Origin of the sequence: Chryseobacterium sp. C39-AII1, assembly GCF_039672645.1 — a bacterium.
Lineage (GTDB): Bacteria > Bacteroidota > Bacteroidia > Flavobacteriales > Weeksellaceae > Chryseobacterium.
In genome coordinates, this window is sequence record NZ_JBDFPQ010000002.1 from 361,478 (window position 1) to 375,681 (window position 14,204).

11 protein-coding genes are annotated in these 14,204 nt (G+C 36.4%); 10 read left to right on the top strand and 1 reads right to left on the bottom strand.

Annotated elements, in window-relative coordinates:
* Nucleotides 1–12: 12 nt before the first annotated feature.
* The 3 genes from ABEG63_RS04455 (at nucleotide 13) to ABEG63_RS04465 (ending at nucleotide 3,844) form a co-directional block, all read left to right on the top strand.
* Nucleotides 13–1,554 (top strand): protein adenylyltransferase SelO family protein, encoded by a 1,542-nt coding sequence (locus tag ABEG63_RS04455; RefSeq protein ID WP_346583266.1) that lies wholly within the window; start codon nucleotides 13–15, stop codon nucleotides 1,552–1,554.
* 84 nt (nucleotides 1,555–1,638) lie between these two features.
* A complete protein-coding gene (locus ABEG63_RS04460) occupies nucleotides 1,639–2,484 on the top strand; it encodes a T9SS type A sorting domain-containing protein (RefSeq protein ID WP_346583268.1) in 846 nt (281 codons plus the stop codon).
* Nucleotides 2,485–2,560: 76 nt separating this feature from the next.
* Nucleotides 2,561–3,844 (top strand): DUF6080 domain-containing protein, encoded by a 1,284-nt coding sequence (locus tag ABEG63_RS04465; protein ID WP_346583270.1) that lies wholly within the window; start codon nucleotides 2,561–2,563, stop codon nucleotides 3,842–3,844.
* 57 nt (nucleotides 3,845–3,901) lie between these two features.
* Here the strand turns inward: ABEG63_RS04465 and ABEG63_RS04470 are convergent, their stop codons facing one another.
* Nucleotides 3,902–4,441: an SPOR domain-containing protein gene (locus tag ABEG63_RS04470; RefSeq protein ID WP_267403334.1), complete on the bottom strand. Its 540-nt coding sequence runs from the start codon at nucleotides 4,439–4,441 to the stop codon at nucleotides 3,902–3,904.
* 185 nt (nucleotides 4,442–4,626) lie between these two features.
* On the opposite strand from ABEG63_RS04470, the gene ABEG63_RS04475 reads away from it, so the two are divergent.
* From ABEG63_RS04475 to ABEG63_RS04505, 7 genes are all read left to right on the top strand, one after another.
* Nucleotides 4,627–5,991 carry a c-type cytochrome gene (locus ABEG63_RS04475; RefSeq protein ID WP_346583272.1) on the top strand — a complete coding sequence of 455 codons (1,365 nt, stop codon included), beginning with the start codon at nucleotides 4,627–4,629 and terminating at the stop codon, nucleotides 5,989–5,991.
* Between the two features lie 23 nt (nucleotides 5,992–6,014).
* Nucleotides 6,015–9,083 (top strand): TAT-variant-translocated molybdopterin oxidoreductase, encoded by a 3,069-nt coding sequence (locus tag ABEG63_RS04480; protein ID WP_346583275.1) that lies wholly within the window; start codon nucleotides 6,015–6,017, stop codon nucleotides 9,081–9,083.
* A gap of 25 nt (nucleotides 9,084–9,108) precedes the next feature.
* Nucleotides 9,109–10,506 carry an NrfD/PsrC family molybdoenzyme membrane anchor subunit gene (gene nrfD / locus ABEG63_RS04485; RefSeq protein WP_267403339.1) on the top strand — a complete coding sequence of 466 codons (1,398 nt, stop codon included), beginning with the start codon at nucleotides 9,109–9,111 and terminating at the stop codon, nucleotides 10,504–10,506.
* Nucleotides 10,493–11,014, top strand: a complete 522-nt coding sequence (locus ABEG63_RS04490; protein WP_267403341.1) for a DUF3341 domain-containing protein — start codon at nucleotides 10,493–10,495, stop codon at nucleotides 11,012–11,014. Before nrfD ends, ABEG63_RS04490 begins: the two co-directional genes overlap by 14 nt.
* Nucleotides 11,007–11,696, top strand: coding sequence for a cytochrome c (locus ABEG63_RS04495; RefSeq protein WP_267403343.1), 690 nt, complete (start codon nucleotides 11,007–11,009; stop codon nucleotides 11,694–11,696). The genes ABEG63_RS04490 and ABEG63_RS04495 overlap by 8 nt, the downstream gene beginning before the upstream one ends.
* Before the next feature lie 8 nt (nucleotides 11,697–11,704).
* On the top strand, nucleotides 11,705–13,036 hold the full coding sequence (locus tag ABEG63_RS04500; protein WP_267403345.1) for a quinol:cytochrome C oxidoreductase: 1,332 nt from the start codon (nucleotides 11,705–11,707) through the stop codon (nucleotides 13,034–13,036).
* A gap of 102 nt (nucleotides 13,037–13,138) precedes the next feature.
* Nucleotides 13,139–14,158: a hypothetical protein gene (locus tag ABEG63_RS04505; RefSeq protein ID WP_346583276.1), complete on the top strand. Its 1,020-nt coding sequence runs from the start codon at nucleotides 13,139–13,141 to the stop codon at nucleotides 14,156–14,158.
* Nucleotides 14,159–14,204 lie beyond the last annotated feature (46 nt).

Sequence of the window (14,204 nt, forward strand, 5' to 3'; positions counted from 1 at the left end):
ATCTTTGAGATTATGAAAATTGAAAACATTCAACAACCCTTTATAAAAATATTTCCGGGAGATTTTTCGGGAAATACCCTGCAGAGAAACACGCCAAAAGTTTTATTTTCCACCGTTTCACCTGTTGGCTTTAATCATCCTAAACTGATTGCTTTTAACGAAAAACTTTCAGAAGAAATCGGATTGGGTCAATTTGAAGAAAAAGATCTTGATTTTTTAGTTGGAAACAATTTGCCTGAAAATATAAAAACCTATGCAACAGCCTATGCCGGACATCAGTTTGGAAACTGGGCAGGACAATTGGGCGACGGAAGAGCAATCTTAGCCGGAGAAATTACCAATAACCATGGCCAGAAAAACGAAATCCAATGGAAAGGCGCCGGAGCAACCCCTTACTCGCGACATGCTGACGGAAGAGCCGTGTTGAGGTCTTCTGTTCGCGAATACCTGATGAGTGAAGCCATGTTTCATTTAGGAATTCCGACCACGAGAGCATTAAGTTTATCATTCACGGGAGAAGATGTGGTAAGAGACATCATGTACAGCGGAGATCCAAAAGCGGAAAAAGGAGCCGTTGTTGTAAGAACCGCAGAAAGTTTTCTTCGTTTCGGACATTTTGAATTGATGTCTGCGCAAAGAGAGCTCAATACTTTGATCGATTTAGTTGATTTTACCATTGAAAATTACTTTAAAGAAATAACTTCCGAGGGAACTCAAAAATACAAAGACTTCTTTTCAGACATTTGTAAAAGAACCGCCGATCTTATGGTGGAATGGTATCGCGTAGGATTTGTACATGGCGTAATGAATACCGATAATATGTCAATTTTGGGATTATCGATCGATTACGGCCCATATTCAATGATGGATGAATATGATCTGAATTTTACTCCAAATACAACCGATCTGCCTGGCAGAAGATATGCTTTTGGAAAACAAGGCCAGATTGCACAGTGGAATCTTTGGCAGCTTGCCAATGCACTTCATCCAATTATTAAGGATGAACAGTTTTTAGAAAAAACATTAAACGATTTCGGAGATTATTTCTGGAATGCCCACGACCAGATGCTTTGTAAAAAATTTGGTTTTGATGAACTTTTAAAAGAGGATGAAGATTTCTTCACCAATTGGCAAGGCTTGATGCAGGAATTGCAGTTGGATTACACTTTATTTTTCACTCAACTGGAAAGATTTGATCATACAGCTGATTTAAAATCTCAGTTTGAAAATGTTTCTTATCTATTATTGGATGAGGAAAAACTTTCCAAGCTAGATCATTTTTTAACAGCCTATCAAAAACGTCTTGAAAAAAATTCAATCTCAAAGGAAGAGTCTCTTGAACTGATGAAAAAGACAAATCCGAAATTCATTCTGCGGAATTATTTACTTTTTGAATGTATTGAAGAAATTACTATCGGAAAAACAGAACTTTTAGAAAAGTTAACAAAAGCTTTAGAAAATCCATACGAAGAAATCTACCCTGAGTTTTCTAAAAAACGTCCTTCAAAATATGATGATGTTTCGGGATGCTCTATGCTTTCTTGTAGTTCATAGATCAAAAAATCAATTTTAACACTCTTTTTTCACCAAATCACAATATTAAATCAATATTTTTTATTAATTTTATAAAAAAATATTATGAAAAGAATTCTACTATCTTTAACATTACTATCTTCTTTCTTTGGTAGCGCACAAACATTGCTAAATGAAAATTTTGAAGGAACAACTTTTCCACCTACAGGATGGACTAGATCTTCAACAGTATCAACAAGACCATGGGACTTCACAACAGTTAACTTCAATGCAGCTGGTCAAGCAGAATATACAATTGCCGGAACCAAATCAGCATCTGTCAACTGGACAGCAGCATCTAATACTGCAGATTTAGTAAGCCCAGCATTTAGCTTAGTAGGAACAGCCAGCCCTGTTTTAAGATTTAAAGCAGTTGTGGGTTACTCTTATATGATTGCACAGGATGCCGGAGACCTATTAGCTCAGATTTCAACTGATGGAGGAACAACTTGGACTACCGTTTGGAATGAAGATGATGAAACAGGGTTTATAGATGATGGAGATGGAGATGAAGACACCGATCTTTACAACCTAAACATTGTACAAGTACAGGTAAGTCTTTCAGCATACAGTACACAGTCAAATGTAAGAGTTAGATTCCGTTATGTTGCTGCGGACGCTGATATTGTTTCTATTGATGATGTACAAGTTTTAGGTTCAGTTCTTGCTACCAACGAAATTTCAAAATCAAAATCAGAAGTTTCTGTTTATCCTAATCCAACAAGAGGAGAAGTAAATATTAAAACAGATAAAAAAGTTAAATCTTCTACAGTTGCTGATATGACAGGAAGATCTGTATTAAAATCAGATACTGCAAAAGCTGACTTATCTGCGCTTCCAAAAGGAACCTATTTATTACAGGTAGAATTTGCAGATGGAACGAAAACTTCCGAAAAAGTAATCAAGCAATAATTTCAATTATTATAATCTTACAAACTCACCAAAAATTGGTGAGTTTTTTATTTTACTTTTGTAAAAATTTTCGAAGGTGTTTATTCCGACTATAAAATCAAAATTCAACGGCTTTTTTAAGCTAATTCTTCCCGCTTCTTATTCGGAGCTCGGGGTATTCACGTTTTTTCTTATTACGTACGGAATTTTAGGCTGGTATATTGCGTTAGATTATCGAATTATTTATGACGAAAGAATTCCTTGGGACGCTTATTTCAGCTTTGATAATAAAGCGATTGTGATGACCGGCGGAAGCTTTGAAAGACACCCACTCTCCTATTATTTTTTTAATTGGATCCGAGAAATTGCTTTATATCTTTCTGACGGTAAAACAAACGCTGTTTTTAGACTCGCATTAGCCTGGATGAGCAATTTAATGGTTAGCTTAAGCATTTTACAGATTTTTAAATATTTAAAAAACATTATTAAACTCCCAAATGGCATCAGTCTCTTATTGATTATATTTTTCGGAGTTTTCTCGACGAATATTTTACTTTCATTTACTCCGGAAAACTTTACCTACACGTTTTTTTTATTAACATTGTTTAATCACTATGCTGCCTCGAAAATTAAAGCAGATAAAAAAATCCCTGCAATACCTTTAGTTTTCGCAGGCGTTACCATTGGCGGCTTGACTGTTACTAACATTGTAAAAGTTTTCATTCCTATACTATTCGAAAAAAAACTTTTTAAAAACTGGAAAAAACTTTTGAATGCAGCCGTAAGAGTGCTCATCACCTGCATTTGCTTTATTTTATTGTATCTGAATAGAATTGATTTTAAGTACAAAACAATTTTCAGCAAAACAAGTCAGCAGTACGAAAAATTTTCAAATGTAAAAAGCACTCCGACTTGGGATATGATTTCTTCTTACTTTTTTGGCGGAAATATTTTGTTTTCAGATTTCATTATCCGAAATAAGCACAACATGAAAGGTTTTCATTTTAAAGCCATACTTATGGATGTGTATTCATCATGGATTCCTTATATTTTCATTACCATTTTATTAGCATTAATAAGTTGGAGTTATTATAAAAACTTTAAGAATAAATTGGTGCAGATGTTAATGATTTCTTTTTTTGTAGACATCATTATACATTGCTTTATGAAATTCGGGCTTCACACCGCATTTATCTATGGCGGGCACTTTGTTTTTGTATATCCTTTATTGATTGGCTGGCTGTTCTACACCTATCGGTCATCCGCTAAAACCACTTCTATTTTAGTGACAATAACAGGAATATTATTTACCTATTTAGCCTTCAACAATTACTTTAGAATGACCGAATTTTTCTGGTTTTTAAATCAATATTATCAATAAAATAAAAAAGCTGAGAACATCGATTCCCAGCTTTATTTTTTTTATGTTTTGTTGAAACTATTTTGCCTCTGCGCAGAAAATTCTGTACTGAACAGCCACTGCAGATTTAAAATATTCTCGGATTCTTGATAAGTCTGAAGATGCACTTTGTTTCGTGAAATAACTTCCGGCCAAAATTTTATAATTCGGTCTCAAAGAAGCATCCGTCTCTACTTTCAGATTCGGAAATCTTTTTCTGAAATACGCCTTTACTTCATTGGCTTCATCATTACTTTTTACCGTCGTGATCTGAATTTTATATCCTAAAATTCTAGGATTTTTTCTACAAATTTCCGCATTCGTAAGTTCTCTGCTCGGAACGTAGATTTTAGTAGGTTTCGTATAGTCATTATCACTATCTGTATCTCTTGAAGGGGTACTCACGGCCACTCTGGAGCACTTATCTTCAATGCTTCCCAAGGCAGCATCTACCTTTGGATCCATCGAAATAATAAGCTCTGTTCCGCTTAAAGTATCTCTCTTTACAACCTGTTGTGCATCAATATGATAAAAACCTAATAATGATACTACTGAAAATATTTTGATTAAATTTTTCATTTAAACTTGTTTCCGCAAATTTATACAAATTAAAAAATTATACCAAACACAGTTATTTAGAATAATTACAAATTAAACAGAAATGACATATTCACCTTTCCATAAGCCGTTAAATTCCTGTTAAAAATATTATTTTTGCGGGATTGATTGAATGTTCAATATTTTACTAACATAAGATAATTTAAATGATTAGTTGGAGAAAGCATTATAGACAAACGTTGATCGCAATAGGCTTATTGCTATCAACCAGTGCTTCAATTTACGGGCAAGACGGCGATCCTAAGAATGGAGAGAAACTTTTCAAGGCAAATTGTACGGCATGTCACGCTTTAGACAAACAAGTTGTAGGACCACCTTTGAAAGGGGTTGTAGAGCGAGTGAAAACTGAAGGTGGCGTAGATACAGATTGGTTGCATAAGTGGATCAAAGACAACAAAGCTCTTAGAGCTTCTGGGGACAAATACGCCAATGAGATTTTTGAAAAGTATAACAAAACTGAGATGCAGGTGTTTCCTAACCTTACGGATAAGGACATCGATGATATCTTAGCTTTTACAACTAATCCGCCGGCTCCTGAAGAGCCTAAGAAGGATGCAACAACAGCAACTGCTACAGACGGAGCACAAGCTGCACCAGCAGACAAAACTACTACAAACGTAGTAATCATTTCACTTTTAGCAATCGCAGGTTTATTAGTTTGGATCTTGTTAAAACTAAGACAATTAGTAAAACTAGGACAATCTGAAGACTTAGCGGGATTAAACGAAACAAGAGTAAAATCTTTCAGCGAAATCTATGCTAAATACCACTATGTAGGTAAAGGATTAATCGCAATCTTAGCGCTTTTGGCAACGTACGGAATTTGGAACTGGATCATGTGGATCGGGGTTTACAAAGGATACAAGCCAGAGCAACCTATTTACTTCTCACACAAAATTCACGCTGGAGAACAGAAGATTGACTGTCAACTTTGTCACTCTAGTGCTAAATACGGTAAAGTATCTGAAATCCCATCAATGAACGTATGTATGAACTGTCACAGAACTATTTCTGAATACAACGCAGATCACTACATGGAGCCTGGAAAAGACAAGGCATTCTACGATGGAGAGATCCAGAAAATTTACGCAGCTACAGGTTGGGATCCTGCTAAACAACAGTACACAGGAAAAACACAACCGGTAGAATGGACAAGAATCCACAACATGCCAGACTTCGTGTACTTCAACCACTCTCAGCACGTTGTAGCAGGTGAGCAAGCGATCATCAGTTCTTTCAACAAAAAGAATCCAGATAACAAAATTGATGTTGTATGTAAAGCTTGTCACGGAAAAATTGACACAATGAATGTTGTTCAAATGGCTAATGACTTCACTATGGGATGGTGTATTGAGTGCCACAGAACTACTGAAGTTGATATGAACAACGGTTATAATAAAGAATACTTCAAGAATCTACATGACAAGCTTAAGAAGCAATACCCTAAAGATGGTGGTAAGATTACTGTAGACGCAATTGGAGGTCTTGAGTGTGGTAAATGTCATTATTAATAACTAAAAAATTAGAAGTATAAATGGCTTCAAACAAAATACAATTTAGAAGTATTCATGAACTTAAAGACCCAGCTTTAAACAATAAGCTGGCTCAGAAAGAGTTTCAGGAAGAAATTCCGGTAGAAGATTTCCTTGGAGATGCTGAACAGAACGGATCTAGTACTTCAAGAAGAGATTTCTTAAAATTATTAGGATTTTCTACAGCAGCGGTTACACTTGCTGCTTGTGAGGCTCCGGTAATTAAAACGATTCCTTACGTAGTAAAACCTCATGATATTATTCCTGGAGTTCCTAATTACTACGCTTCAACATATTTTGATGGATTCGACTTTGCTAGTGTTTTAGTAAAAACTAGAGAAGGTAGACCAATCAAAATTGATCCGAACCCAGCAGCTGGTGATTTAGGTAAAACTAACGCAAGAGCTCAGGCAGCAGTACTTTCTCTTTATGATAATGATAAAGTAAAGCAGCCTAAATTTGAAGGGAAAGACGAAACTTTCGATAAAGTAGATAGTTTTGTTATTAAAGGATTAGAAGAAGCTAAGGCAGGAAACAAAAGAATCGTTTTATTATCGCAATCTTTTGCTTCACCTACATTCAAAAAATTATTTGCTGATTTTAAAGCGAAATATCCTACAGCAGAATTAGTAACTTATGATGCTTATCCTCATGCAGCAGCATTGGATGCAGCTCAGGAAGTATTCGGAACAAGAGCATTACCTGTTTATGACCTGAAAGGGACAGAATTGGTAGTTTCTTTCCAGGCTGATTTCTTAGGAGATTACAACGCAGCAAGTTTAGAAACATCTTATGCTGAGGCTAGAAAACCGGGAGCAAACATGTTGAGACACATTCAAGTGGAATCTAACATGTCTTTAACGGGTGCTAACTCAGATTCAAGATACAGACTAAAACCAAGTGACGTAAACAAAGCTTTAGTAGATGTTTACAACGCAATCGTTACAGGAGCTGCTCCTACAAACAAAGCTGCTGCTGAAATCGTAAAAGAGTTACAAGCTAAAGGAAGCAAAGCGGTTGTATTCGCTGATGGTTCTAAAGGTGCTCAGGTTTTAGCTCACTTAATCAACCAAAAATTAGGTTCAGTTGCTTTCACTGGTAAAGCAAACTTCCTAAAAGAATTTGATAAAGCAAGATATCAGGAATTCTTAGGATGGGTAAATGCAGGACAAGTTGGCGTATTGATTACAAACAACGTAGACCCTATTTACTCTCACTACAAAGGAGCTGAGTTTGAAAAAGCTATTAAAAATGTTCCTTATGTAATTGCAGTTGCTGATAAGAAAAATGCAATGTATAAAGCAGCGAAAGCTGTAATTCCTGTAGCTAACTGGCTAGAATCTTGGGGAGATATGCAACCTCAGAGTGGAGTTTATGCATTAATGCAGCCTACAATCCAAAAGATCTATAAATCTAGACAGATTGAAGAGTCTTTATTGGTTTGGAAAAACGGTAAAAACAATTCTGCTAACAACTACTACGATTATTTAAAGGCAAATGCAGCTTCTCTTTTAGGAGGAACTTCATTCAACAAAGCTTTATATAATGGTATCGTAACTACTGAAGGTGGTTCTACTCTAGCTTACGCTGGTGGAAACGCTGCTCAGGCTGTTGCAGAATTAGGAAGTTTCAAAGCTTCTGATTTAGAATTGGTATTATACACTAAGACTTCTATTGGTGACGGAACACAGGCAAACAACCCTTGGTTACAAGAATTGCCGGATCCTATCACCAGAATGGCTTGGGATAATTATTTAACGATTTCTCCTAAAGATGCAGAAAGATTAGGTATTGAAAACGATCTTAACGCAAGAATGCAGTTAGACGGTTCTATCGTAAATCTTACTGTAAACGGAGTAACAATAAAAGATGTTCCTGTATTCATCCAGCCAGGTCAGGCAGACGGTTCTGTAGGTCTTGCACTTGGATATGGTAAAAAAGATTCTGGAGCTACTGCAGATACTGGTGTTAATGCTTATCCTTTATTTGACGGATCTAACCTTGTTGTTTCAGGGGCTAAGATCGAGAAAACAGGAGAAGATCACGAGTTTGCAGGTATTCAGCTTCAAAATACTTTGATGGGACGTTATGAGATCGCTAAAGAAGTTCCTTTGGCAGATTACTTAAACGTAGCATTCGATGATGAGCACAAAGGATGGAACAAGCCTTTGGAATATCACACGATCAGTGGAGCTCTTCCTGCAAGAAAAATTGACCTTTGGGATGCTTTCGATGATACGGATGGGCCTCACTTCAACTTATCAATCGACTTGAACTCTTGTACTGGTTGTGGAGCATGTATTATTGCTTGTCAGGCAGAAAACAACGTTCCTGTTGTAGGTAAAGAAGAGATCAGAATGTCAAGAGATATGTATTGGTTAAGAATTGACCGTTACTACTCTTCGACTCAAAAAGTAGAGGTTTACGAAGGATTAAAAGAAGGAATGGCAGTTCCTGAATTATACGGAACAGCATTTGGTGGTGAAGGAGCATTAAACAATCCTGCTGAAAACCCAGATGTGATCTTCCAACCGGTAATGTGTCAGCACTGTAACCATGCTCCTTGTGAAACTGTATGTCCGGTAGCGGCTACTTCACACGGTAAGCAAGGTCAAAACCACATGGCTTACAACAGATGTATCGGTACTAGATATTGTGCAAACAACTGTCCTTACAAAGTAAGACGTTTCAACTGGTTTACTTATAACCTAAACGACAAGTTCGATTTCAACATGAATAACGACCTTGGAAGAATGGTTCTAAACCCAGATGTAGTTGTAAGAACGAGAGGGGTAATGGAGAAATGCTCTATGTGTATCCAAGAAACTCAGGCTACAATCTTAGCTGCTAAGAGAGAAAACAGAAAAGTAACTGACAATGAATTCAAAAATTCTTGTGCTTGTGCTGCTGCTTGTTCTACCGGAGCAATGACGTTTGGAGACATGAATGACAAAGAATCTGAAGTAAGAGAATTATACTCTAGCAACAGAAGATATTATTTACTTGAAGAGATCGGAACAAAACCAAATGTGTTCTATCATGCTAAAGTAAGAAACAGAGTAGAAAAATAAAGTTTAAATAATAAATAGGTAAAAAATGTCAGGACATTACGAAGCTCCGATAAGGGAACCTCTAATTATTGGTCACAAAACTTATCACGATATTACGGAAGATATCGCACGACCTATCGAAGAAAGAGCAGGAAAATTATGGTGGGTATCACTATATGCAGCCTTAGTTCTATTCATCTATGGATTCGGGTGTATTGCCTATACTGTCGGAACAGGTATTGGAGCATGGGGGCTTAACAGAACTATTAACTGGGGTTGGGATATTACCAACTTCGTATGGTGGGTAGGTATCGGTCACGCCGGAACCTTAATCTCAGCGGTATTATTATTATTTAGACAGAGATGGAGAATGTCTGTAAACAGATCTGCAGAGGCGATGACGATCTTTGCGGTTGTACAGGCTGCAATCTTCCCTGTAATCCACATGGGTAGAGTTTGGGTAGGATATTGGGTATTCCCTCTTCCTAACCAGTTTGGTTCTCTTTGGGGGAACTTCAACTCTCCTCTACTTTGGGATGTATTTGCAATCTCTACGTATTTCTCAGTATCTACAGTATTCTGGTTCATGGGTCTTATCCCTGACTTTGCAATGATCAGAGATAGAGCAAAAACTCCTTGGACTAAGAAAATTTATACATTCCTTGCATTCGGTTGGGGTGGTAAAGCAAAACACTGGCAAAGATTCGAAGAACTTTCTTTGGTTCTTGCAGGTTTAGCAACTCCACTTGTATTCTCGGTACACACCACCGTATCTTTTGACTTCGCAACTTCGGTTATTAAAGGATGGCACTCTACAATCTACCCCCCTTACTTCGTTGCCGGTGCGATCTTCTCAGGATTTGCAATGGTACAGACTCTATTGTTAATCGCAAGAAAAGTTTGTCACCTAGAAGACTATATTACAATGTATCATATCGAAATTATGAACATCGTAATCATCTTAACAGGTGGTATGGTAACTGTAGCTTACGCAACTGAATATTTCATCGGATGGTATTCTGGATCTAGATTCGAAGACTTTACGTATCTTTCTCCGGGTGCTGCTGTTGGACCTTACTGGTGGGCTTTCTGGTCACTAATTATTTGTAACTTGGTAATCCCTGCATTATTCTGGTTCAAAAGAATTAGAACAAACATCATCGCAACATTTATCATTGCTTTGATCATCAACATCGGTATGTGGTTTGAGCGTTTTGATATCATCGTTATCAACCTTTCTAGAGACTACTTACCAGGATCTTGGACTATGTTTAAGCCAACGATCATTGATGTGGGTGTATACTTAGGAACAATCGGGTTCTTCTCTGTATTATTCTTATTATACGCAAGAACATTCCCTGTAATTGCACAGGCAGAATTAAAATCGATTTTGAAAATCTCAGGTGAAACTTATAAAGCAAAAGAAGGAGATGAGCACCACTAAAATTGTATACGGACTTTATGCTGATGACGACGATTTAATGAACGGCGTTAAAGCATTCAACGATAAAGGAATCGCTATAAACGAGGTTTATACTCCGTTTCCGGTTCACGGACTTGATAAAGCTTTAGGTTTAAAGAAAACTAGAATTTCTGATGCTGCTTTCATCTACGCTCTTTACGGTGTTACGATAGGTGCAACGGTAACTTGGTATGTGATGAATCACGACTGGCCTCAGAACATCGGTGGTAAACCAGCTTTCGACTGGGCACACAACATGCCGGCGTTCGTGGTACCAATGTTTGAGCTTATGGTATTCTGTGCTGCTCACATGATGTCATTAACTTTCTTAGTAAGAAACAAAATGTATCCTGGAGCTCCTGCACAAAATCCTGATCCTAGAACAACGGATGATAAGTTCCTAATGGAATTCGTAACTGAAGATGTAGAATCTGTAAAACAGTTGCTAATTGAAACTGGAGTTGAAGAAATAACTGTTAAAGATGCTTAAAATGAAAAAGAATGTATTAAGAATTACAGCAGTTTTAGGTTTAACTACAGTGTTACTTAATTCTTGCGGACCGAAAGAAAATGCACCATTGGTATATTTCCCAGATATGTATTTTCCGGTAGCTTATGATCCTTTGATGAAAGCTCAAGATGCTTATTCAGATCATGAGAACGAAATTCCTGCTTTTGTTAAAAATAGTTTTGCAACAGGTCTTTCTCCTGTAGAAGGATCAGTAGCTCAAAATAAAGACGGTATTTTTGAAGAAGGTTTACTTCCTAAAACTCCGGATGAGTACAATGCAGGTTATGATGCTTCTAAGAAGTTAACTGTTTCTCCTTTGAACCCTGCTAATGCTGAAAAAGATATTGAAAGAGGTAAAATGCTTTTCGATAAAACTTGTGCAGCATGCCACGGAACTGGAGGTGATGGACAAGGACCAATTGTACAAACCGGTGCTTTCTCTGGTGTACCAAACTATGCTGATAGAGAAATTACTGTAGGATCTGTTCATTATGTATTAACAAACGGTAGAAACGCGATGGGGTCTTATGCAGGACAACTGAACGCAGGAGATAGATGGAGAGTGGCAATGTATGTGATGAATGCCTTCAAAAAAGGAGCAGCAGCACCTGCAGCCGCAGCAGCGACAGCAACAACTGAGACTACCGAAACTAAAAAATAAGAAAAGAAATGTATAGTTTTTCACCAAAATTAAAATCAACTTCTATAATACTTCTTGTTGTAGGTTTAGTTCTATTTGCTATTGGTTTCTTTATGAACAAGGGAATTTCTAGCGAGAGAATAGAGCACATGATGGAAGCAGTACATTCTGCTGGTCATAATGCTCCTACACACTCAAGTGAAATGGTAGGACCTCAGGATCACGCTGCACATTTAGAACACGCTACTATGCAGGTTCATAATTCGCCGTTAGCATCAATACATTTTGTAGCTGTATTTTTCTTCGGAATCAGTTGTGCAGTATTGTTTTTCTACTGTATTCAGCATGCTGCTCACGCAGGATGGCCAATTATCATTACTAGAGTTATGGAAGCGATTGCTTCTTACATCCCTTACGGAGGGGTAATTTTAGTAATCATCATGTTATTAAATATCCTTCACCAAGGTCACCTTTTCCATTGGATGGATCCGGATCTTACAGATCCTAACTCTGCTCATTTTGATGTGATCTTGTTTGAAAAGAAAAGATTCTTAAATATTCCTTTCTATGCAATCAGAACTTTCATTTATGTAATTGGAGCTTCTTTCTTTGCTTGGAAACTGAAAGCACAATCTAAAAAAGTAGATGATACAAAATCTTTGGTAGAGTATCAATTCCTTTACAGATGGGCTGTTGGATATATCGCATTCTTCGGGTTTGCTTCTGCAGCTTGGGCTTGGGATTGGTTGATGTCTATTGACCCTCACTGGTATTCTACAATGTATATCTGGTATTCAATGGTTAGCTGCCTTTCAAGTGGTATAGCAGTAATCATCCTTTTAAGTGTTTACTTAAAGAAAAACGGATTCTTACCTCAGTTCAATGACAATCACTTGCATGATTTAGGAGTATTCCTTTTCGCTACAAGTATGCTTTGGACATATACATGGTTTGCTCAGTTTATGCTTTATTGGTATGCAAACGTACCTGAAGAGGTAAACTACTTCTTTGGAAGATTCCAACACTACGGTGTTACTTTCTTACCAATGTTAATCGTGAACTTCTTATTACCACTATTGGTATTAGTAAGTAGCAGCATCAAGAGAAACTATAAAGTGGTTACAACAATGGCTGTAGTAGTTATCTTAGGTCACCTTTTAGATTACTTCAACATGGTAATGCCGGGAACAGTAGGACCATTCTGGAACACTCCAGAAGTATTCATCTTAGTGCTTGGAGCTGTGTTATTCGTAGTGGGATTATTTATGTTTACAGTGCTTTCAGCATTATCTAAACTGAAATTGATTCCTACAGGTAACCCATTCTTACACGAATCTGAAATTTATGAGTATCCTTTCTAAGGACTTGTAACAAAATAATATTGAAAAAGACTGATTGTAATGATCAGTCTTTTTTGTTTTTAATGCAGATCAAAATATTTAAAACACATAAAAAAATTTACAATGAAAAAGAAACTTCTCATTTTAATCGTATTCTTATTAGGATTAAATTTTGCTTATTCCCAAGCCATCACGTTCGTTTCAGAAAAAACGAATAAACCTTTACCTAAAGTTTCTGTATTTGGCAAAGACGGAAACATTGTTGCTTTTTCAGACATTAATGGTAAAATTGATAGAAAAACTATAAAACCCGAACAGGAAAAATTCCAGTTGGTGTATGATAACTTTCCGGTGGCCACACTCTCCTATTCTGATTTTGATAAAGAAATCATTACAATCAATGATCGCGTAAAAGACATCGAAACAGTTGTCATTAAAAGTAAAAAACCAGCAAAATATGTTTTTATAAAAGGGAACTTCAACACGTATGTTACCGTGAACAACAAATTGAACTGTTATGCCGACGGAATTATTACTTATGTATTCGACAACAAATCAAAAAAATTAAAGAGAACTAAAGTGGAACAATACCGAATCTTCCGTTTAGAAAACCCTGAAATGGATCGAAAGAAAATGTCTTCCTGGGATTATGATCAGTTTTTAGAAATTCCAAAAATAAAAGATGTCGGAAATGTAGATGAATATAAAAAAAATAAAAACACTGTTTTCAAAGAATTAAAAGGAGATCGAAAAGATGAAGTGGAAGTAACCGGAGAATTTTTACAAAAACAGGAATTCGCTTTGTTCGGCTATCGATTTTTCGATTTTAGAACCATCTTAAATATTGCTTATGAACAGAACTCAAAAAAAACATTGCAAGATCTTTTAGAATACAATGAAATTGAATTTTTAAAAATGAAGCATAAAAGCGAAGCAGAGTTTAATTCCATCGCAACTTACAGTAATTTTTATCCTACAGAATTAGATTTAGGAAACGATGATTCGGTTGAAAAAGTACGATTCAATACCGATAACAGCAACTATACTTCAAAATATTGGGAAAGCAAGGACTTCCCGAATATGCAGCAGATTTTCAGTTCATTTTTTAAGGATGATCTAAAAGAACAACAAAATAAAAAATAAAAAACGGCTATTAATAAAGGTTTTATTAAATTTGTACCAAACAGAA